18 protein-coding genes are annotated in these 20,597 nt (G+C 62.2%); 10 read left to right on the top strand and 8 right to left on the bottom strand.

The window, feature by feature from the left end; genetic code table 11:
- The first annotated feature begins 70 nt into the window (after positions 1-70).
- The gene (locus KF733_09030) at positions 71-460 is read left to right on the top strand and encodes a VOC family protein (protein QYK55146.1); all 390 of its coding nucleotides are present in this window, start codon (positions 71-73) and stop codon (positions 458-460) included.
- A gap of 4 nt (positions 461-464) precedes the next feature.
- Here KF733_09030 and KF733_09035 read toward each other — a convergent pair whose 3' ends face one another.
- Positions 465-1,067, bottom strand: coding sequence for a hypothetical protein (locus KF733_09035; protein ID QYK55147.1), 603 nt, complete (start codon positions 1,065-1,067; stop codon positions 465-467).
- A 216-nt stretch (positions 1,068-1,283) separates the two neighbouring features.
- Between KF733_09035 and groES the strand changes: the two genes are divergently transcribed.
- Positions 1,284-1,601 carry a co-chaperone GroES gene (groES, locus tag KF733_09040; protein QYK55148.1) on the top strand — a complete coding sequence of 106 codons (318 nt, stop codon included), beginning with the start codon at positions 1,284-1,286 and terminating at the stop codon, positions 1,599-1,601.
- A gap of 3 nt (positions 1,602-1,604) precedes the next feature.
- The gene (gene groL / locus KF733_09045) at positions 1,605-3,200 is read left to right on the top strand and encodes a chaperonin GroEL (GenBank protein QYK55149.1); all 1,596 of its coding nucleotides are present in this window, start codon (positions 1,605-1,607) and stop codon (positions 3,198-3,200) included.
- A 163-nt stretch (positions 3,201-3,363) separates the two neighbouring features.
- Here the strand turns inward: groL and KF733_09050 are convergent, their stop codons facing one another.
- Together KF733_09050 and KF733_09055 are read right to left on the bottom strand one after the other, a co-directional pair.
- Positions 3,364-3,606, bottom strand: coding sequence for a hypothetical protein (locus KF733_09050; GenBank protein ID QYK55150.1), 243 nt, complete (start codon positions 3,604-3,606; stop codon positions 3,364-3,366).
- A 1,330-nt stretch (positions 3,607-4,936) separates the two neighbouring features.
- Positions 4,937-6,190, bottom strand: coding sequence for a hypothetical protein (locus KF733_09055; GenBank protein ID QYK55151.1), 1,254 nt, complete (start codon positions 6,188-6,190; stop codon positions 4,937-4,939).
- 202 nt (positions 6,191-6,392) lie between these two features.
- Here KF733_09055 and KF733_09060 point away from each other — a divergent pair, with 202 nt between their 5' ends.
- Positions 6,393-7,529, top strand: a complete 1,137-nt coding sequence (locus KF733_09060) for a hypothetical protein (protein QYK55152.1) — start codon at positions 6,393-6,395, stop codon at positions 7,527-7,529.
- 74 nt (positions 7,530-7,603) lie between these two features.
- Here the strand turns inward: KF733_09060 and KF733_09065 are convergent, their stop codons facing one another.
- Positions 7,604-7,927: a hypothetical protein gene (locus tag KF733_09065; GenBank protein QYK55153.1), complete on the bottom strand. Its 324-nt coding sequence runs from the start codon at positions 7,925-7,927 to the stop codon at positions 7,604-7,606.
- A gap of 161 nt (positions 7,928-8,088) precedes the next feature.
- On the opposite strand from KF733_09065, the gene KF733_09070 reads away from it, so the two are divergent.
- A complete protein-coding gene (locus KF733_09070; protein QYK55154.1) occupies positions 8,089-10,974 on the top strand; it encodes a tetratricopeptide repeat protein in 2,886 nt (961 codons plus the stop codon).
- A 656-nt stretch (positions 10,975-11,630) separates the two neighbouring features.
- Here the strand turns inward: KF733_09070 and KF733_09075 are convergent.
- On the bottom strand, positions 11,631-12,392 hold the full coding sequence (locus KF733_09075) for a hypothetical protein (GenBank protein QYK55155.1): 762 nt from the start codon (positions 12,390-12,392) through the stop codon (positions 11,631-11,633).
- A 290-nt stretch (positions 12,393-12,682) separates the two neighbouring features.
- Here KF733_09075 and KF733_09080 point away from each other — a divergent pair, with 290 nt between their 5' ends.
- Complete coding sequence (locus KF733_09080) at positions 12,683-13,048, top strand: hypothetical protein (GenBank protein ID QYK55156.1); 366 nt, start codon at positions 12,683-12,685, stop codon at positions 13,046-13,048.
- A gap of 91 nt (positions 13,049-13,139) precedes the next feature.
- On the opposite strand, the gene KF733_09085 is transcribed toward KF733_09080, so the two are convergent.
- The 3 genes from KF733_09085 to KF733_09095 form a co-directional block, all read right to left on the bottom strand.
- On the bottom strand, positions 13,140-13,295 hold the full coding sequence (locus KF733_09085) for a DUF1508 domain-containing protein (GenBank protein ID QYK55157.1): 156 nt from the start codon (positions 13,293-13,295) through the stop codon (positions 13,140-13,142).
- A 185-nt stretch (positions 13,296-13,480) separates the two neighbouring features.
- On the bottom strand, positions 13,481-14,089 hold the full coding sequence (locus KF733_09090) for an ImmA/IrrE family metallo-endopeptidase (protein QYK55158.1): 609 nt from the start codon (positions 14,087-14,089) through the stop codon (positions 13,481-13,483).
- A complete protein-coding gene (locus KF733_09095) occupies positions 14,079-14,396 on the bottom strand; it encodes a helix-turn-helix domain-containing protein (GenBank protein QYK55159.1) in 318 nt (105 codons plus the stop codon). Before KF733_09095 ends, KF733_09090 begins: the two co-directional genes overlap by 11 nt.
- A gap of 309 nt (positions 14,397-14,705) precedes the next feature.
- On the opposite strand from KF733_09095, the gene KF733_09100 reads away from it, so the two are divergent.
- The 4 genes from KF733_09100 to KF733_09115 are packed head-to-tail and all read left to right on the top strand — an operon-like array spanning position 14,706 to position 20,508.
- Positions 14,706-15,368 (top strand): N-6 DNA methylase, encoded by a 663-nt coding sequence (locus KF733_09100; protein QYK55160.1) that lies wholly within the window; start codon positions 14,706-14,708, stop codon positions 15,366-15,368.
- Positions 15,365-17,002 (top strand): Eco57I restriction-modification methylase domain-containing protein, encoded by a 1,638-nt coding sequence (locus KF733_09105; protein QYK55161.1) that lies wholly within the window; start codon positions 15,365-15,367, stop codon positions 17,000-17,002. Before KF733_09100 ends, KF733_09105 begins: the two co-directional genes overlap by 4 nt.
- Before the next feature lie 45 nt (positions 17,003-17,047).
- Positions 17,048-17,959, top strand: a complete 912-nt coding sequence (locus KF733_09110) for a DUF3644 domain-containing protein (protein QYK55162.1) — start codon at positions 17,048-17,050, stop codon at positions 17,957-17,959.
- 8 nt (positions 17,960-17,967) lie between these two features.
- Complete coding sequence (locus KF733_09115) at positions 17,968-20,508, top strand: hypothetical protein (GenBank protein QYK55163.1); 2,541 nt, start codon at positions 17,968-17,970, stop codon at positions 20,506-20,508.
- The last annotated feature ends 89 nt before the right edge of the window (positions 20,509-20,597 follow it).

Raw genomic sequence — 20,597 nt, forward strand, 5'->3', positions numbered from 1 at the left:
TGGTAACCGGCCCGTTCTCAAACGGGTATTACAGGAGCGCGGAGCTCTGGCCCGCAGGAACAGGAAACACATGGACGAATTCATCACAGCCGTTGGAAAAACGTTTGTCTGGCACGAGGTGTACACCCCGAACGTCGAAGCCACGACCCAGTTTTATAGCGCCCTCTTTGGCTGGGAGCCGACCCAGATGGACATGCCTGACGGCGCCTACACGATGATGAAGTCGCACGGCCAGGGCGTCTGCGGCGTCTTCGACACGGCGAACACCCAAGGTGCCTCGCCCCACTGGGCCGTTTATATGGCGGTCGACAACCACGATGCCAAGGTCGCCGAGTGCGAGGAACTCGGCGGCAAGATGGTCCACGGCCCCATCGACGTACCGACGGTCGGGCGGATGAGCCTCGTTTCAGATCCCCACGGGGCGATGTTCTGGATCTTCCAGCCCGAGCCCCAATCGTAGGACGCTAATCGCTCGTGAGCGGCGGGTTGCGCATAAGTGAGATGAGCACCAGGAGCGCGACCCCCGTTGCGAACAGATACCCCTCGCTTCCCTCCGGAATCTCCACATTAAACTCAGGGTAGTGGCGCGCCGCCGCCGGCGAAGGTTCGGGAGGAAGAACCCGCTTGCGGGGAGCACTTGCGAACCGATTGTCCCGGGCGACAGGAAGGGGACGCGCGTTCTGGCCCATGGCGGACGAGACCATAGGGCCCGAACTCGGGCCGGCGATCCGTTCTTCTAGGCCCGGCAGGGCCCGGGGGAGCAGCGCCCCGTCGCCCTTTGTCACAAAGATCACGGGACTGCCGGGATAGGCCCGCCCGACCCGACGGAGCATCTTCTCGACTTGCGGCGTCCTAAGGGGCGCCTCGACCTGCATCACCACGACCCGCGGGGAGAGCAGTTCCAGCCAGCTCGCACGGCTGACCCGGGGAACCCAAGGCAGCACACCGGAAGCGGCGTCCACACGCACTTCCGGGGGCAGGTTGGGCGGGGGGACCCTGCCGTCCTGCGGAGTCTCCGCCCGGGCTGCCCCTGTCGCAAGGGACAGCCCTGCCATAAGGATCGCCATTGACCCTGCTTTTTGCACGCTAACCTCTCAAGCGGTGGCGGTTGATGGTCCGCCGTCCATCCCTTTATAGACGAGGTTTCGTGGGGACGGGCAAACATTCCGAGATTTTCTGAAAAGTTTGCGGAGGCGGTGCGTCTCCAGACCTGGGCGGTTGGCACTCTCGCGGATATACTGCCAATCGCATTATCACTCTCACTCAAGGAGTGCCAAACCACTATGAAGCTTCAACCTCTGCACGACCGCATCGTCGTCGAAGCCGCGCCGAAGGAGGAGACCACCGCGGGCGGCATCATCCTTCCTGACACGGCCAAAGAAAAGCCGCTGAGGGGCACCGTCATCGCGGTCGGCCCCGGCAAGCGGATGGACTCCGGCACGCTCGCCCCGATGGACGTCAGCGCCGGCGACACGGTCCTTTATGGCAAGTACTCGGGCACCGAGGTCACCGTCGAAGGCAAGGATTACATCATCCTACGCGCCGACGACGTCCTGGCCGTCTTGACCGGGGTGAAGGAAACGGTGGGGGCGTCGAGCTAAGCCATGGCTGCCAAGGACCTTAAGTTCAGCCAGGAGGCCCGCGCCCGTCTCGAGGCCGGTGTCGATAAGCTCGCCAACGCGCTGAAGGTGACTCTCGGCCCCCGCGGCCGCTACGTCGTGCTGGACAAGAAGTTCGGCTCGCCGCAGATCATCAACGACGGAGTCACCATCGCGAAAGAGATCGAGGTCGAAGACCGCTTTGAGAACATGGGCGCGCAGCTGATCCGCGAAGTCAGCAGCAAGACCAACGACACCGCGGGCGACGGCACCACCACCGCCACCGTCCTCGCCCAGGCCATCTTCAAGGAAGGCGCGCGGAACGTGGCCGCCGGGTCGAACCCGATGCAGATCAACAAGGGCATCCAGACCGCCGCCGCCGCCATCGTCGAAGAGCTCACCAAGATGAGCAAGCCGGTCGAGGGCCAGAAGGGGATGGAGGAGGTCGCCACCATCTCCGCCAAGGACAAAGGCATCGGCTCCCTTGTGGCGGAGATCATCAACAAGGTGGGCAAAGACGGCGTCACGACCGTCGAGGAAGGCAGGACCGCCGAGACCACCTTTGAGATCGTCGACGGTCTGCAGTTCGACAAGGGCTACATGTCGCCCTATTTCGTCACCGACGCCACCCGCATGGAGGCCGTCTTCGAGAACCCGATGATCCTTCTCCATGAGAAGAAGATCAGCTCCGTGCAGGACATCGTCCCGCTACTAGAGAAGGTGCTTCGGATGGGCCGCCCGCTCGTGATCGTCGCCGAGGACATCGAGAACGAGTGCCTTGCCACCCTCGTGCTCAACCGTCTGCGCGCGAACCTGCCTGTCGCCGCCGTCAAGGCGCCCGGCTTCGGCGACCGCCGCAAGGCGATGCTGGAAGACATGGCCATCCTCACCGGGGGCCAGTTCATCAGCGACGACCTCGGCATCAAGCTCGAGAACGTCACGCCCGACATGCTCGGTCAAGCCGCCAAGGTCGTCATCACAAAAGACCACACCACCATCGTCGACGGCAAGGGCGAGAAGGGCGCCATCGAGGGCCGCTTGAGCCAGATCAAGCGCCAAATCGAGACGACCGACAGCAACTACGACAAGGAGAAGCTGCAGGAGCGCCAGGCCAAGCTCAGCGGCGGCGTCGCCGTCATCAAGGTCGGCGCGGCCACCGAGACCGCCCTCAAGGAGCAGAAAGCCCGGATCGAGGACGCCCTCTCGGCCACCCGAGCGGCGCTGGAAGAAGGCATCGTCCCCGGTGGCGGCACCGCGCTCATCACGGCGGGCAAGGTCCTCGATGGCATGAGGTTGGAAGGCGACGAGCAGATCGGCCTCAACATCCTGCGCCGGGCGATCGAAGCGCCCCTTCGCACGATTGCGGAGAACGCGGGCGCCGAGGGCAGCGTGATCGTGGAGAAGGTCAAGACCGAGGGCAAGGGCTTCAACGCGGCCACGCTCGTCTATGAAGACCTGCTCGCGGCCGGTGTCGTCGACCCCACCAAGGTCGTCCGCACTTGCCTGCAGAACGCCTCCTCCATCGCCGGGCTCCTCCTGACGACCGAAGCGGCCATCGCCGAGGTTCCGAGGCAGGAAGACGAAGGCCACCACCACCACTAATTTGCATGCCGAACCCTCGCCCCTCCGGGGGAGAGGGTCGGTGAGCGAGCGAACCGGGGTGAGGGTGCCCGGATACCCGGCTGGACAGGGTGTAGCTGGGAACTTAGTCAGGCTCCATGCCTAGACCCTCAGAAAATTAAGGCATGGAGCTCGGAAGGCGGTGCTAGCCGCCGGTCGTCCCTGCGGGCGGGTCAGGGGTCTTGTCCTCGATAACCACGTCCGGAGTCTTGTCCTCGACATGAACGTTCACATCGGGCGGCTGGGCGGGAGGGTTCACCTCGACCTTGGCGGGCGGATTGATGACCGTGTCGGGGTCACTGTCCTCTACGAAGCACCCTGTGGCAAGCAATCCGATGCCGGCCATAGCGATGCAGCGAACGACGTTCTCATGCAAGGTGAAAGGCATGATGCGAACAACGGAGCGACTGATAAGGGTTCGGTAAAGAAGCTAACCGTTTGGCTAAGAAAGCGGTGAAGGCCCCGGGCCTCGCACCGGGGTGCCCCCGGACCTCAGTCAGGCGTTGTGCTCCTGAACGGAGCCGTGCAACTCGAAAACTTCGGTTGCGGGAGACCGGTTGCCATGTACTGGAGTCAGGGTTTCGTGGGCGATATCGTCGCACGAATGGCACGCAGGCCACCGGAATTCGGGATTCACAGGACATCATCCCGACCATGCGCCGAGGTATGTTACGGGGGAATTTGCGTTCCGTCGGTTTCCAGTAACGGGCCCGAAGATGGAAGGGGTCGTCGCTTTGGTCTTCAGCGACCAATTCATCCAGGAACTCTAGCCGGGACTGATTAGGCCGCAAGGGCTCATAATGAAACACTCTTCGACTCTTTGCTTCCGTGCAACGATAAGTTTCCTGGCTCTTGGCCTTGCTACTGTGGGGTCTGCAGACACATACGCTTATGCATTTGCTAGCGTCGAACTGTACGATGTTGGCTTTACGAAGGTTGCATGGCAATATGTGCAATACCAGCCTGATCACGCATACGCGTACGTCTCTAGAAACTTGTCGTTTGGACAAGCACTCGCAACGACTAACATCTGCCATCCTTCCGCTTCGTCCGACGCCTACGTAGCGAGTTCTATCAACCGGCCAGACCCGATCGTAAACAGTCAAGCCAAATCGTGGGTCGAGACTTATGACCGTGTCCACGTGACTTCTCAGTCCCGGCCCCATGGGAGCCCGGTGCGCCTGAGGATCGGATTCGTACCGTCTGTGGGCTGGCGGTGTTCTTTGCCGGATTGGCGTGCCGACGCCACGGCCTCTGGAACGTTAAGCGCAGCCGGGCAGCAGTCAGGATTTACCTGGTCGCTCAAGACTGGCCCGGTCGATTATCTTCCTGCTATCGTCATCGACACGACTATCGGTGCTTCTTTTATATTAAGCTCGAAGCACCAAGTTGCCGCATATGCTCAGGTTAACAGCTGGTACGACCCGCTAGACAGCATTTCCACGGTCAAGTGTCAGTCGACAATCTATATCGAGGGGCCGACTTCTGTAAAGTGCCAAAGTGCGCACGACGGGTCTGTGTACCCTTCAAGGCCTTACACCCTGGCTAACGGGGATTGGCAATAGAACGTGGACAATACCGCCTAAATCCTTAGATTTGGCGGTGGCACGTGGCCGGAGCGATGTCTTCGGCACCCAAGCCCCTCCTTCCGCGAGGGAGAGGGGGGAACGCCTTGCCAAGCTCCGCTGTTGGCGATCGACAATTCCGGCGGTTTGAGCTTACGGCTTCTTCTTGATCAAGAACCCCGAACGATCGTCGACTTGTCCGAATACGATCGGTTGACCCCGCTCGTTCAAGACCGTCAAGGTCGTGCCGTTCTCCTCGACTCTGTACGTCCTCTTAACGTTCTCCGCCTTCCGGTTGCCTTGGTTGATGTCGCTGAGCGTATCGACCAGGTAGTACTGGACCGCGCCGCTACGGTCCTTGAACGGGGTGATCCCTGTCACAAAGGCGGTGTGCCCTTCGATGGGGACCTTGATCGGGTTCAGAGCGGTGCCTTTCCACTGGAAGATCGCGTAGTTCATCGTCAAGTCCGCCCCGTCCTTGAGGTCGTCGAGGACGTTGCGGGCGAACTGCTCGTATCGGATATCGAGCCCGAGCCTCTTCCGATCGCTGTAGGCCTTGGCCCCCGCAAGAGCGTCGCTAAAGATCGTGCCAGAGACGTTTAACGCGTTGGCACCGGTCTTGTAGTCTGTCTTAAGGGCGTCGGTAATTGTTTGGACGTCGTCTTCCAGCGTGATCTTGCCCAACTTGACCAGGTACTTAAGCGACCGGGCCGAAGAAGCGGGGGTGCACATCCACGGGGCCTCATCGACCTTTTCGACCTCGGTCTCCTTGATGCCGATCGCGACCCGCTCGCCGGGCTTCTCGCCCGCGTCGCCCAACGTGTACCCGTGAAGATCGAGCGGGAACGGCCTGGGCACGGGCCCACGCCCGGAAGCGAAGACCGCCAGGTCATGGGCGGCGGTCGTGTTCACCCAAGGTCGAGGGAACTGCTCGTTGAGTCCTCCACCTGCGAGGTGCGTGACCTGGGTCACGGGCGAGAACGTCCGACTCCCGGACGGGGCGTCAAAAAGGGGCTCGCTCCCGAACGAGGCCACGGTCCAGCAGGCTCCTAGGAACTCGATCGACGCGCACGGGAGCGGCGCCTCGAGCGTCCAGGCCTCCCGTCCGACGAGGTCGGCCCCGTCGCGCAGGACGACCGTGAGGTTCTTGACCACCCACTGCGCGGGGCCGAACACCGAGTTTGAGGCCAGGACGTTGAGGTAGCCGACGTACTGGTCGGTCTCCGGGTCATACGCCATTCGGTCGAAATCCTGCCGCTCGAGTCGGAAGACGTACTGCCCCGTGTCCGAGCTCGCGTGGTAGACCGTGAGGTTCTCACGGAGCCAGCTGACCTGCTGGACCTCCAGATCGAACGGAAGGACGAGACTCGGGAGTGCGAGCGCCAAGAAGGCTGTTGCCGGACGCAAGGGACGTGTCATGAGAGTTCCTCGGAAGGATTCCGTACCCGTCACTATACGCAATCTTTACTGAGGACGGCCTAAAATTCTATGGCAGTCGCCTCCCAACCCCCAGATGGGGCCGAAGGGCGCCAGAAGAATGAAAGTCGCCGCCCGCGCGCGGAAAGCTTGTTTTATCGTGTACGCACTTCTTCAAAATGCGGGTGGCCCCATGAAAACTCGCGCTTTCAAACTCGCTTCTTTCTCCCTCGTCGTCACGGCCCTGGCCGCTTCCCCGGTCGTCGCCCAGGTCGGTGGCGGTCTGCCGGGATTCGTGCAACTGCAACCTTCCACCCCTGGGACGGCACAAGTCGGCAACGCAAACCTCGACGGTCGTCTCATTGCCAGCAGGGTCGGCCTCGGCGTCTCGCCCAACTATCCGCTTTCCTTCCCGAACACCCTTGGTAACAAGGTCGTCCTCTATGGGCAGTCCGGCAGCGTTTACGGACTGGGCATCGCCGACAATCAGATGCGGATCTTCTCGGATTTCTCGACCTCCTCGATCGGCTTCGGCACCGGGAACGCGCTGAGCTTTAACGAGACGATGCGGTTGACGGGCACGGGCCGTCTCGGCATTGGGACGTCCTCGCCGCAAGGATTGCTGGACGTTTCCGGATCGGCCCTGTTCCAAAGCTCCGTCCTGGCTCAATCCGCCAACAAGTCTGTCCGCACCCACTTCTCCGGCCTCAACGGCGTCATCGAACTTGACGGGACAAATTCCTCGAGAGGGATCTACCTCGGCCCGATCAATGAGAGCGGCAACGAGGTCCTAGGGATCACAACGTTGAACAACGCCGGTAACACATTCACCGGCGGCTTCCTGCGCACGAGTGACACGACCTCCCGGATGGTCGCCACCGTCAAGAACTTCATAGAGGTCAACCCCGACGACCCATCGACCGACATCGTCTACGCTTGCATCGAAGGGCCGGAGGCGGCGATGTACGTGCGCGGTACGGGCCAGCTCGTGAACGGCCGGGCCATCATCGAGCTCCCCCAACACTTCCGGGTGCTGGCCGACGGCGACAGCATCACGGTGATCCTCACGCCAGGCTCCTTGAGCTCCAAAGGCCTCGCCTATGAGCGCAAAGGCCTCGGCGGGATCACAGTCGGCGAGATTGGCGGGGGGCGGGGCAACTACCGCTTCGATTGGGAGGTCAAGGCCACCCGCGCTCGTTTCCGCGACTACAAAGTGCTCCGCTCTTGGGAGGACAGGCTGCCCGCCGACGCCTTGCCTGCCAAGGCCTGGGCCGACCGCATGACCGGCTTCCAGCGCGACCAAGCCGCGCAGCACCGATCCCGCCCCTGACCCCCTCCCCGGCCTCAGGGATCGGTGTGCCGCAGAGCCCCCTCTCCCTCCGCGAAGGAGAGGGGGGCCGGAACCTAAGAAAGGGCTCGGTACAGGAGGAGGGCAAGGGCGAGCGCGAAGAGGGTTCCGAAGGTCGGAACCGTGTAACGGGTAAGGCGCTCGGGGATGAACGCGTCGAAGACGTATCCCTTTTCGGCTCCGTGCTCCTTCGCCAGGGTCGTCAAGGGGCACTTCATGCCGTTGCCGACGAAGACGACGCACTCGACGACCACCAAGCCCAAAGCGATGTACGTGCCGGTGCCAATGCGGGCGACGATCCCGCAGTAGAGGATGTAGACGACCGACCCCGCCATCACCAGATAGATCAGCGTATGCACCAGCCGGATCGCTGAGAGCATAGGCAGATTATGTCCGTCGTGCGGCCGAGGGCGCGGTCCGATCCAGAGGGAGCGCGGGGGGAACGTTACGCCGGGCGTTGGTGCCCGGAGGGTCGATCCTGTGGTTGCCGGTTAGAATACAGGACGCGAGACGGGCACCGGCTTCGTCGTCGGGCGATCCTATGGCGGCAGACTCCAATACGTACAGCTTCCTGTTCACGGACATCGAGGGCTCGACGCGCCTTTGGCAGGAGAGGCCCGACGCCATGCGGGTGGCGTTGGCGAGGCACGACGCCCTGTTGCGCGCCTGCATAGAGGGGCACGGAGGCGCCGTTTTCAAGACCGTGGGCGACGCCTTCTACTCCGTGTTCACCGACCCTCGCGGCGCCTTGGAGGCTGCCTCCGCCGCCCAGCGGGGGCTCATCGAGGTCACGATCGACGAAGGCGGGGTCGCCTCCCCCTTGCGCGTCCGCATGGCCCTGCACACGGGGGTGGTCGAGGAGCGCGACGGCGACTACTTCGGCCAGCCCCTCAACCGGGTCGCCCGCCTCCTTGCGACCGCCTCCGGTGGCCAGACTCTGCTCTCGGTGGCGACTTACGAGCTCATCCGCGACCGGCTCCCACCCGGCACGACCGTCAAGAGCCTCGGCGAGCACCGCCTCAAGGACCTCGGGCGCCCGGAGACGGTGTTCCAAGCCTGCTTCCCAGACCTGCCCTCCGACTTCCCCCCGATCCGCTCGCTCGACAACCCTGAGCTCCGGCACAACCTGCCCCTCCAGGTTACGAGCTTCATCGGAAGGGACAGCGAGCTCGCGGCCGTCCACAGCCTCTTGCAGGCGAAGCGCCTCGTGACCCTGACCGGCTCGGGCGGCACGGGCAAGACGCGGCTCGCCTTGCAGGCTGCGGCTGACGCGATCGACCGCTTCGAGGATGGCGTCTGGCTCGTCGAGTTGGCGGCGCTGGCCGACCCAGGGCTGGTGCCGCAGGCCACGGCGCAGGCCCTCGACCTTGCCGAGGAGGCCGGCAGGCCGGTCCTGCGGACGCTCGTCGAGTTCCTTGGAGCCAAGCAGCTCCTCCTCGTCCTCGACAACTGCGAGCACTTGCTGGACGCCGCCGCGCGCCTTGCCGACGCCGTGCTCCGCGAGTGCCCCGGGGTCAAGGTGCTGACGACGAGTCGCGAGCCCCTCGGCATCTCCGGCGAGACGACCTTCCGGGTGCCCTCGCTCTCGCTGCCGAACCCGGCGCAAGACCGGTCCCCCGAGGCCCTCGCCCTCTTCGAGGCCGTCCGCCTCTTCGTCGATCGAGCCGTCTCGGTCCACGCCGGGTTCCAGGTCACGAACGACAACGCACCGGCGGTCGCCTCGATCTGTCACCGCCTCGACGGCATCCCGCTCGCCATTGAGCTCGCCGCCGCGCGGGTGCGAAGCCTGACCGCCGAAGAGATCTCGGAGAGGCTCGACTCCCGCTTCCGGCTCCTCACGGGCGGGTCCCGGACCGCCCTGCCCAGGCAGCAGACCCTGCGCTCCCTCATCGACTGGAGCTACGACCTGCTGAGCCCGCAGGAGCGGCTCCTGCTGGCCCGGCTGTCCGTCTTCGCCGGAGGGTGGACGCTGGAGGCGACCGAGCGCGTCGTTTCCGGCAAGGAGATTGAGGACTGGGAGACCCTGGACCTGCTGACCAGCCTGGTCGACAAGAGCCTGGTCGTCCCCGAACCGTTGGGCGACGCCATGCGCTACCGGCTGCTCGAGTCGGTGCGCCAGTACGCGAGGGAGAAACTGGACGGAGGGGGCGAAGGGGCGGCCGTCCGTTCCCGGCACCGAGACTTCTTCCTGGCCCTGGCCGAAGAAGCGGAGCCCCAGCTCAAAGGAGCGGGCCAAGCGGAGTGGTTGAACCGGCTGGAACAAGAGCACGACAACCTGCGCGCCGCCCTCGAGTGGAGCACGGGGGAGGCGGACCCGGCGCAGGCCCTCCGGCTGTGCGGGGCCTTGTGGAGGTTCTGGATGGCCAGGGGCCACTTCACCGAGGGCAGGAACTGGTGCCGCCAAGCCCTGGCCCTTGCGAGCGGGGAGGGGCCCGATCCGGCCCGGGCGGAGGCCCTCAACGGGGCGGGCGTCCTCGATTTCATGCAGGGCGAGTTCTCGGCCGCGCGCGCGAGCTTCGAGGACAGCCTGGCCGAGTACAGGGCGCTCGCCGACCGGCAGGGCCTCGCCAGCCTTCTCAACAACCTCGGGAACGTGGCCAAGGTCCTGGGCGACTTCCCCTCCGCGCGCGGCTCCTACGAGGAGAGCCTCGCCATCCGCCGCGACATTGGGGACAAGTATGGGACAGCCGCTTCGCTCGACAACCTCGGCAACGTGGTCCACAACCTGGGCGACTACGAGACCGCACAGGCCCACTATGAGGAGAGCCTGGCCATCCGACAGGAGATCGGAGACCGGTCCGGGGAGGCGAACGCCCTCAACAACCTCGGGATCGCCGCCAGCGCAAACGGTGACAACCAGGCGGCCCGCGCCTACCTGGAAGCGTGCCTCCAGATCCGCACGGAGCTCGGAGACCGGGTCGGAGTCGCCACCGCGCTCCTAAACCTCGGGCTTGTCGCGCACGAGCAGGGCGACACGGACGCGGCCAGGGCCTTCTTTGAACGGAGCCTCGCCATTCAAAAGGAGACCGGCAGCCGCACGATCGAGTCCGACACCCACGCCCAGCTCGGCTACTTGGCGCTCTCGCTGGGGGACACGGCCGCCGCCAGCCGCCACCAGGCGGAGGGTCTCCGGGTGAGAAGGGACCTCGGCGACCGCCTCGGGATCGCCGGCTCGCTCGAGGCGTTCGCGATCCTGAGCGTCATTGGGGGCGAGGCGGAACTCGCGGCCCGACTCTTGGGGGCGGCCGCCGCCCTGCGCGAAGCCCTCGGCGCCCCGCCCGAACCCTCGGAACAGCGGGACATCGACGAGAACACCGCCCGAGCGCGGGGATTGATCGGGGACGCGGAGTTCGAGCGGCTTGTGTCAGAAGGCCGCTCCCAGCCCCTGGAGCAGGCGGTCGAGCACTTGCTCCAGATGCACGCTTAAACCCCCTCCCCACGCTTGGGGAGGGGGAAGGGGGGAGGGGCAAAAGAAGCACTTCCCTCCCCACGCTTGGGGAGGCTCCAGATGCACGCTTAAGCCCCCTCCCCACGCTTGGGGAGGGGGAAGGGGGAGGGGATGGACACACCGCCGCTCCCAGGCTTGGGGAGGCTCCAGATGCACCCTTAAAACCCCCTCCCCACGCTTGGGGAGGGGGCAGGGGGGAGGGGCAAAAGAAGCACTTCCCTCCCCACGCTTGGGGAGGGGGAAGGGGGGAGGGGATGGACGCCCCGCCGCTAAGGGCACTTCCCTCCCCAGCCCCTGGAGCAGGCGGTCGAGGGCTTGCTCCAGATGAACGCTTAAACCCCCTCCCCACGCTTGGGGAGGGGGAAGGGGGGAGGGGCAAAAGAAACACTTCCCTCCCCACGCTTGGGGAGGGGGCAGGGGGGAGGGGCAAAAGAAGCACTTCCCTCCCCACGCTTGGGGAGGGGGAAGGGGGGAGGGGCAAAAGAAGCACTTCCCTCCCCAGGCTTGGGGAGGGGGAAGGGGGGAGGGGCAAAAGAAGCACTTCCCTCCCCACGCTTGGGGAGGGGGCAGGGGGAGGGGCAAACGATGCGCCGCCGCTCCACACGCTTGGGGAGGGGCGGGGAGTGAGGATCCCCCTAACCGCTAGCCACTGACACCCTTCCCACGACCAGAACCCCGGTCTGCTGCCCCGTGGCCGCGCGTACGAAACGGGTCGCGACGACGTACACTCCCGGCTCGACCGGCAGCGTGTAAGAGAGCGCCCCGGGCTCGAACCGGTGGAAAGCGGCCGAGGCGAAGCGGCCGGTCGGCTTGCGCCGCACGTTCGGCAACCGCTCCAGAAGGATCTCGGTGACCGACCCCGGCAGGTTCGGCCCGCTCGCCTGCACCACCAACACCCCCTCCCCAGGCTTGGGGAGGGGGCAGGGGGGAGGGGTGGACGAGGAGCCGCTGCTCCCAGGCTTGGGGAGGGGGTAGGGGGGAGGGGTGGAGAGCGCCTCCGCGACCGACACCGTGAACGTCACCGGATCGCCGGTGAACTCCGAAGAAGGTGGCGCCACGGGCACCTCGGCCGTGGGGTCGACCTGCAGCACCTTGGTCCCCAAGGCGCAGAAAGCGTTGAAGCCGCTGGGCCGGTACTCGCCGCCGGTCAGCCGGTTCAGCCGCACCACCGTCGCCGCATAGTCGTCCCAAGCCCGGGCCCCGTCGTGGCCCAACTCCTGCCACACCGCCGATACCTGCCGCATCCGCTCCGCCGCCGCCCGCTGGGTCGGGGCCAGCACGCGCCGAAACCGAGGCGGACGCCGAAAGACGAGCCCGCCCGCGCCGTTGACGACGACGATGCCGCCAACTTGACCTGCCACGTCCGAGACCAGCGCGCCCGGTGCTCCCTTTGCCATAAGTCAATTGTCGGCCGCCTCTTCTGCCCTCAACACGCCGTCGAGAGGCCCACGAGATGCCTACAAACCCGGTTTGTAGGCAGCATGTAGGCATGTTGTAGGCAGTTTGAAGGCATGTGCCCCCCGCCCAAACCCACCGCCCGCCCGGCTTGACGAACGACTTTGGCCCCGGCCATACTGCCAGTGAAGAAGGCGGGACACCCGCAGGGTCGAGACCGCCAGCCGACCGCAAGCCGACCGGTCCAGAGCCAGGCACCACGAGGGAAGCAAGCGACAAGAGGCATCTGCCATTGGACGACGAGGGCCGACGGGAAGGCTCGCGACTGGCGCTCCTCCCCTACACCACCCTCTCCCAGTCGAGGGCCAGGGAGGTCTATCGCTACCTGCGCGACGAGGTGCTCGCCAAAGACCGGGAGAAGGTGACCTACGGAGAGGCCGCCCAGGCCATCGGCTGCCACCCCCGAGTGCTTTCCCAACCCCTTGGCGTTATCCAGGAACAGTGCCGCGCCATGCACGCCCCGACCATCACCGTCCTGGTCGTGGACGCGGCGACCGGACTCCCAAACGCCGGCTGCGACGCCACCAACCCCGCCGACGTGGCCGAAAAGCTCGCGGCCGTGCAATCCACAACCTGGCCCCCCCGCCCCTGGTGGTGACGGAGCCAGATAAAGGCAAAGGAACAGGCACCGGAGGATGGATAGCCCGCCCCCAAACGTTGGGGACGGGTAGTCTTTGAGGTCGTCCGGGTTAGTTGCCGGTGTAGCCGTTTCGCCGGGCGTTCGCCACGCAGTCAGCGCGGTTCCTGTACCCCTCGGTCGATGCGCCGACGATCTGGCCGTTAGGCGCGTAGCGCGTCCATCGCCATTCGTTCCGCGAGTCTTGGTAGATCTTCCATGTGTCCATGGTGCTTGATGTTCCTCCTTCCCAAGTCGCTTTCGGTCGCCTGAACACGGCCCTGACTCGGGAAGGGGCCTGCAAGAAGGGCTGAACCGGGATTCCCCATGACTGAAATCCCGACACTCGTCCACCGTTCAGTGCTCACTGAACATTATGACGTCGGATGAGCTTGGATCGATGCGCCTCTCTCGCTAAACTTTCTTTGTCGAGGGAAGAAGGCTGAGTTGCCCCAGCCGGATCCTGGCCGCTGCCCGGCTCACTTTGGCCAGGTCGGCGAAAGTGTGCAGTGCCACTTCGATCCCGAGCTGGCTCGCAAGGTGGCGGAACTCCCTTGTTGTCAGATCCGACGGCATCAAGAGATGAGCCGCGAATTTATTGGCCTGAGCCTCAACCTGGTCGTACTTGTCCACGACCCCGCGCCAGACAGCAGTGTGCTGATTTGCGGCTCCGGGGCAAAAGTCGAGCGCGAGCTGACCATAGAAGGGTCCGTGGAGCAAGTGGTGGCCGTACTCGTGGGCAAGAGTAAACCGGCGGCGGCCCTCATGGTTTATCTGGTCGTTGATGTAAATGGTCTTCTCAGGGAATACGTAGGCCCCCAGAACGTCGTTACCAAAGCGGTCTGGTGGCGAGAAGGACACGACGGGTACGCCTTCGACAATCTCCACCATCTCGTCGACGGGGATGGGGAAGCCACAGGGCGCACCCTGGCACCGGTGATAGCGAGCAAGCAAGTCGGCCACTCGGCGCTCCAGGCGCGCTTCAGGGAGGAACTCCACGCCTACCAAGAAATCAGGAGCCATCGTTGCTCCCTGCCCCCTCGTCCGCCTTCAGTTGACGCGCCGCTTCTGTGACTCGACGGACTTGCTCGGGTGTCATATCTTGAACGGCACGAAACAACTGGAGCATTTCTGTTTGTTCTCCGACCTGATCCCGGGCGACATCTTGCCACCGTCCGGCCAAAGAAACGTACCGGTCAAGGGGCTGCTCAAGCAGTCGGCACATCTCCTGGAGCCGCTCTATCGTAGGGGGGGCGATCGTCCCGTTCTCGACGCCGCTTATGTAGGTTGGGCTAACCCCAACGGCAGTGGCGAACTTGCGTAGGGTCAAACCTCGTGCCACTCGGTCGGCTCGGAGGGCTTCCCCAAAAGAGGGCACGTCGGAGCAGTCATCACCCATCGTTCACTCGCGAGTGTACACTTCCGGCGGTACCCGAGCATCCTCGGTCGGCTGTCGTGAACGAAAGGCGGCTGAGCCATGCTTCGGGGATAATCGGCGACAGAACACGGATGGACACTCGAGCTTCCGGTCAACCGAGGACTTATTGCCGGGTCCGCACCAAAGGCACGGCTAAGAATTCGACCACGGCCGGGCCGAAGTAAGCTAGTTTGCAGGCGATGCACCTTATGAGGAGAGTACGTGAAGCTCATCAAGTCGAAAGATAGGGTCGCCGAGCACGGGGAGGTGTTCACTCCGGCGTGGTTGGTCGAGGCCATGCTTGACCTCGTCAAAGGCGAGACGGAGAGGATCGACTCTCGGTTTCTTGAGCCGGCTTGCGGCAGCGGGAACTTTCTTGTGCCGATCCTGAAGCGGAAGCTGGCGGCGGTGGAGGCGAAGTACGGCAAGTCGGACTTCGAACGGCGGCAGTTCGCGCTCTTTGCGCTCATGTGCATCTATGGCATCGAGCTGTTGGAGGACAACATCGCCGAGTGCCGGGCAAACCTCTTGGAGGTCATCACTGAATACCTGAACCTCGAGGCGACCGACGACCTCTACTGGGCGGCTTCCTACGTCCTCTCGCTGAACATCGTGCACGGGGACGCCATGAAGATGACCACGCACCAGCGCAAGCCGATCTGCTTTGCGGAGTGGGGCTACCTCGGCAAGGGCAAGTTCCAGCGACGGGACTTCAGCTTGAAGACGCTCACCCAAGCGGCGGCCTATAGCCAAGCATCAACGGCCCAAGAGACAGGATCGCTGTGGGCAGACAAAGGGAAGGACGCGATTTTCACGCCCGAGCGCACCTTCCCGCCCATGACGATCGCCGAGATGGCGGCCCTGGCCCAAGCGGAGGCGGCGTGAGCCTGCAAGCGGGATTCAAGATCAAGGGCCGGAACCCGGACGTCCTCAGTTGCATCGCCAACCTCTCGAACGACGAGGTATTCACCCCTCCGGAGTTTGCCAATCGGATGCTCGACACGGTGGCGGAGGCGTGGGCAACAGACCACGGCGGGGCGGATATCTGGTCGGACAAGACGGTACGATTCCTTGACCCATGCACGAAGTCGGGCGTCTTCCTGCGGGAGATCACACGGCGGCTCGTCGACGGCCTTGCCGAGGCGATACCCGATCTCCAGGAACGGGTCGACCATATCCTGTCCCAACAGGTGTTCGGGATCGCGATCACCCAACTGACGGCGATGCTCGCCCGACGGAGCGTGTACTGCTCAAAACATGCGACGGGCAAGCACTCCATCGCCAAGATATTCGACTGCGACGACGGGAACGTGTGGTTCAAGCGAGAGGAGCACTCTTGGCGGGGAGCGAAGTGCAAGTACTGTGGTGCCAGCCAGGAGACGCTCGACCGAGGCGAAGGACTAGAAAGCCATGCTTATGCGTTCATTCATACGGACGACATTAAGGCCCGCGTGGCCGAAATCTTTGGTAAAGACATGCAATTCGATGTGATTATAGGAAACCCGCCGTACCAATTGGACGACGGGGGTTTTGGCACGAGTGCGGCACCGATCTACCAACTTTTTGTCGAACAGGCGAAAAAATTGGAGCCACGTTATCTAACAATGGTCATCCCGTCGCGGTGGTTCTCGGGTGGAAAGAGGTTGGAGGAATTTCGAGCTTCGATGTTAAGGGACGACCGCATTCGCACTCTGAACGATTACCTGAGTGCTGCCGACGTATTTCCGGGTGTTGGACTGAAGGGTGGCGTCTGCTACTTTCTTTGGAACCGGGACTTTCGAGGCAAGTGTGAGATATCGACCCACTATAAGGACTGGCCTGTTTTGACTACAGCTAGACCACTCTTGGAGGAGGGCGCGGACGTATTTATCCGTTTCAACGAGGGCCTCTCTATCTTAAAAAAGGTCGTCCAGGTCGAAACGCAACAGAGCGAAACGTTGGCCCTGTCGGCGGCGAAGAGATTTGATAGCCTTGTTAGCTCCCGAAAACCTTTTGGTCTGGACACAACGTTTAGAGGACGCCGAATGGCGGACGATGGTGACATCTTAGTCCATCAGAACAGTGGAGTCGGGTTCATTGCCGGGGCGTCGATTCTGACGGGTCGGGAGCTACTTGATCACTGGAAGGTTTATATCGGCCGCGCTGCGCCGGGAACCGGAAATCGAGACACATATCCCCATCGCATAATCAGCACACCATTTATCGGAGAGCCGGGCACGATCTGCTCCGAGACCTATCTTTGCGTTGGCCCACTGAGCTCGAAGACGGAAGCCGAAAGCGTTCTCTCGTACTTAGCTTGCCGACTAACGCGGTTCCTTATCTTAATGCGAAAGCCGTCAGCAGATACGCCGAGGCGTGTGTATAAATTTGTGCCATTACAGGAATGGACGCACGAGTGGACGGACGAAGAACTTTACGCGAAATACCAAGTTACTTCGGAGGAAAAAGCCTTCATCGAGAAGATCGTCAGGCCAATGGATCTTGACTTGTTCAGAGAACTTGCAGACCACGGTGGCTAGATGAAGTCTCGGTCACGAACATTGCTTGATCGCTCGATCGCGGCCATGATCGCGGCCATTGATGCATACAATAAGCCTGATTCTAGGTATCGCGCTGAAAGCTTCACAATTTTAGCTGTCAACGCATGGGAGTTGTTATTGAAGGCGAAGTGGCTGCTTGACCACAGTAACAGGAGATCAAGCCTATATGTTCGAACCAGTAGCCGGTCGAATTCGCCGTATAAGAGAACAAGATCGGGGAATCCGATGACTCTCGCAATCGATCACCTTGCTAAGAAGCTAACTGAATCGGGCGCCATCACGGAGCCGTGCAGGAGAAACTTGGAGGCTCTGATCGAACTCCGCGATACATCTGTTCACTTCTACCATCACAGCCCGAAGTTTGAGGAGCATTTGCTAGAGGTTGGCATGGGCAGCTTAAAGAACTTCGTATCCGCCGTCCAGGACTGGTTTGACGCCGATTTATCACAGCACAATTTTTATTTAATGCCGCTGTCCTTCGTGTCCGCTCCGAAGTCGGTCCAAGCCATAACTCTGAGCCGCGAAGAGGATGGGTTTGTGCGATACTTGAGATCCCTTATCGAACCAGGGGCTGATCCGGCCGCGCGATACGCCGTTGCGATAAACGTTGAGACGCGCTTCATTAGGTCTAAGACGGTTTCAGCCACTCCTGTACGATCAAGTAATGATCCTAGCGCTGTCCCCGTCGTATTGACAGAAGAACAGGTTCGAGAGCGCTACCCCTGGGACTACAGGGAACTTACCGACAGGTGCAGCAAACGCTACGCTGGCTTCAAGGAGAATCAGCTGTATCACGAAAGACGAAAGCCATTAGAGGTCGAGCCAAGGTTAGTTAACGTACGCCGACTAGATCCCGGAAACCCGAAGTCTTCAAGCAAGAAGTTCTACTCCTCCGCTGTTCTTGAAGAGCTTGATAAGCTCTACACATTAAAGTAGCTCTCCCGATGAAGAAGCAGACAATCGATCGGTTGCTAACTCCGAAGCCTGCGTCGATCCCTAGCATCTACGCCTACTCCATCGCTGACGAAGCCCATCAAGGTCTTCTGAAGGTCGGGCAAACGACCCGAGATGTCCGGCAGCGGGTCGCGGAGCAGCTGAAGACGGCCGCGATTCAAAACTACACTATTGAGCTGGACGAGTCGGCCGCGTGTGAGGACGGCTCTGTCCTTACCGACCACCAGGTGCGGGCTGCTCTTGTCCGCAAGGGCTTCGCCAACGAGCAGTTGGAATGGGTGCGGTGCTCTGTTGCCGATGTACGGACAGCCCTGACCGAACTTCGGACAGGCCAACGCTTCACGGGCACCCACCACCTGACGTTCCCGATGCGGCCAGAACAGGCCGAGGCGGTGGCGATAACGGCAGCCTACTACAGGTCACGGTGGCAAGAAGACGAGAAGGCGGTTCCCCGTTTCTTGTGGAATGCAAAGATGCGATTTGGCAAGACCTTCGCCACGTACCAACTCGCCAAAAAGCTTGGGGCCAAGCGGGTGCTCGTGGTCACGTTCAAGCCGGCGGTAGAGGACGCCTGGCAGACGGACTTGGAATCCCACGTCGATTTTGACGGGTGGCAATACCTCTCGCGAAACAGCGGTGGCGACCCGACCTCAGCGGACAAATCCCAGCCCCTCGTCTACTTCGGTTCGTTCCAAGACCTGCTCGGGACAGACGCCGTTGGCTACATCAAGCCGAAGAACGAGTGGCTCCATGCGGTGAACTGGGACTTGGTCGTCTTCGACGAGTACCACTTCGGCGCCTGGCGAGATACGGCTAGGGAGCTCTTTGAAGGCGAGGACGAGGCGGTCGCCAAGAGGGAGGCCAAGCTCGAGTATGGCGCGGGGCTCGAGGACGTCAATGAAGAGTTCGTCGAGCTCTCTGAGGCGGAACCGGAGTTCTTGCCGATCACGACAAGGGCGTATCTTTACCTCTCCGGCACCCCGTTCCGTGCGCTTGCGACCGGCGAGTTTATTGAGGAGCAGATCTTCAACTGGACGTATACGGACGAGCAACGGGCAAAAGAGCGTTTCGCAGTCGAGAACCCCGGTGACTGGAACCCCTATGGCGCACTGCCCCAAATGCGCCTCCTCACATACCAAATGCCGGAGGAGCTTCTCGCCGTCGCGAGCGCGGGTGAGTTCGACGAGTTCGACCTCAACGCCTTCTTTGAGGCTGAGGGGCGGGGGATCCTGGCCCAGTTTAAGCACAAGAGCGAAGTGCAGAAGTGGCTCGACATTATTCGGGGCGGATATCTGCCTAAGGAAGTCGAGCACCTCAAGGCGGGCACTCGGCCGCCCTTTCCTTATTCAGACGTGCGCCTCCTGCCCTACCTTCAGCACTCGTTCTGGTTCTTGCCAAGCGTGGCGGCTTGCCACGCCATGGAGAACCTGCTGGGAGAAAAGCAGAACACGTTTTGGCACGACTACAAAGTCATCGTGGCGGCAGGGGCGGAGGCAGGAATCGGGCTGGCCGCGTTACCGCCAGTCCGTCGAGCGATCGGAAGCGGATTTGACACCAAGACGATCACCCTTTCTTGCGGCAAGTTGACGACGGGGGTCACAGTTAAAGAGTGGTCGTCAATCCTGATGCTGAAGAACCTGAAGTCGCCGGAAACTTACTTCCAGTCCGCGTTCCGCGTCCAGTCGCCCTGGTCAATCAAGAATCCGAACGGGGACAACCCGAACGAAGAAGAGGTCTTGAAGCCGATCTGCTTCGTGTTCGACTTCGCCCCGACTCGCGCCCTTCGGCAGCTCTCTGACTATGCCATCGGGCTAAGTCCCAACGAGCCGAACCCCGAGAACGCAGTACGCGACTTGGTTTCCTTCCTCCCCGTGCTTGCTTATGACGGGGCGAACATGACTCAGATCGATGCCGGGGGCATTCTGGACATTGCGATGGCGGGTACCTCGGCGACGCTGCTGGCTCGCAAGTGGGAGAGCGCCCTTTTAGTGAATGTCAATAACGATACGCTCCGGAGGATCATGAATAGCCCAGAGGCGATGGCCGCCGTAGAACGGATCGAAGGATGGCGTGCGCTGGGGGACAACGTCATCGAGACGATCATCAACAAGAACGACAAAGTCAAAGAGTTGAAGAACAAGGGCAAAAATGGAGAGCTCACCGACGGCGACCAGCGACAGCTCTTGGAAGAAGAGAGGGAGCTCAAGTCGAAGAGAAAGCGAGTTCAAGAAAAGCTCATCAAGTTTGCCACTCGGATTCCCGCTTTCATGTACCTGACGGACTATCGAGAGAACACCCTGCAAGACGTCATATTGCGGATTGAGCCCGAGTTGTTCATAGCGGTCACCGGGTTGAGTATCCAGGACTTCCATCTCCTGGTGCAGCTTAAGGTGTTCAACACCGAGCAGATGAACCAAGCTGTGTTCGCTTTTCGACGGTATGAAGACTCTTCTTTGAGATACACAGGCCTCGAGAGCCACGAGGGTTTGAGCCAGTACGGTGGCTGGGACACGGTTATAGCCGTCGAGTGACGCTTTACGGTGGCGGTTACGATCGCAACCCGCAATAGCTGACAAAGTCAAGAGGCCAAGCCCACGGTACCCAAAGGACCCGTGTCCAG

The organism is Fimbriimonadaceae bacterium, assembly GCA_019454125.1.
Lineage (GTDB): Bacteria > Armatimonadota > Fimbriimonadia > Fimbriimonadales > Fimbriimonadaceae > JALHNM01.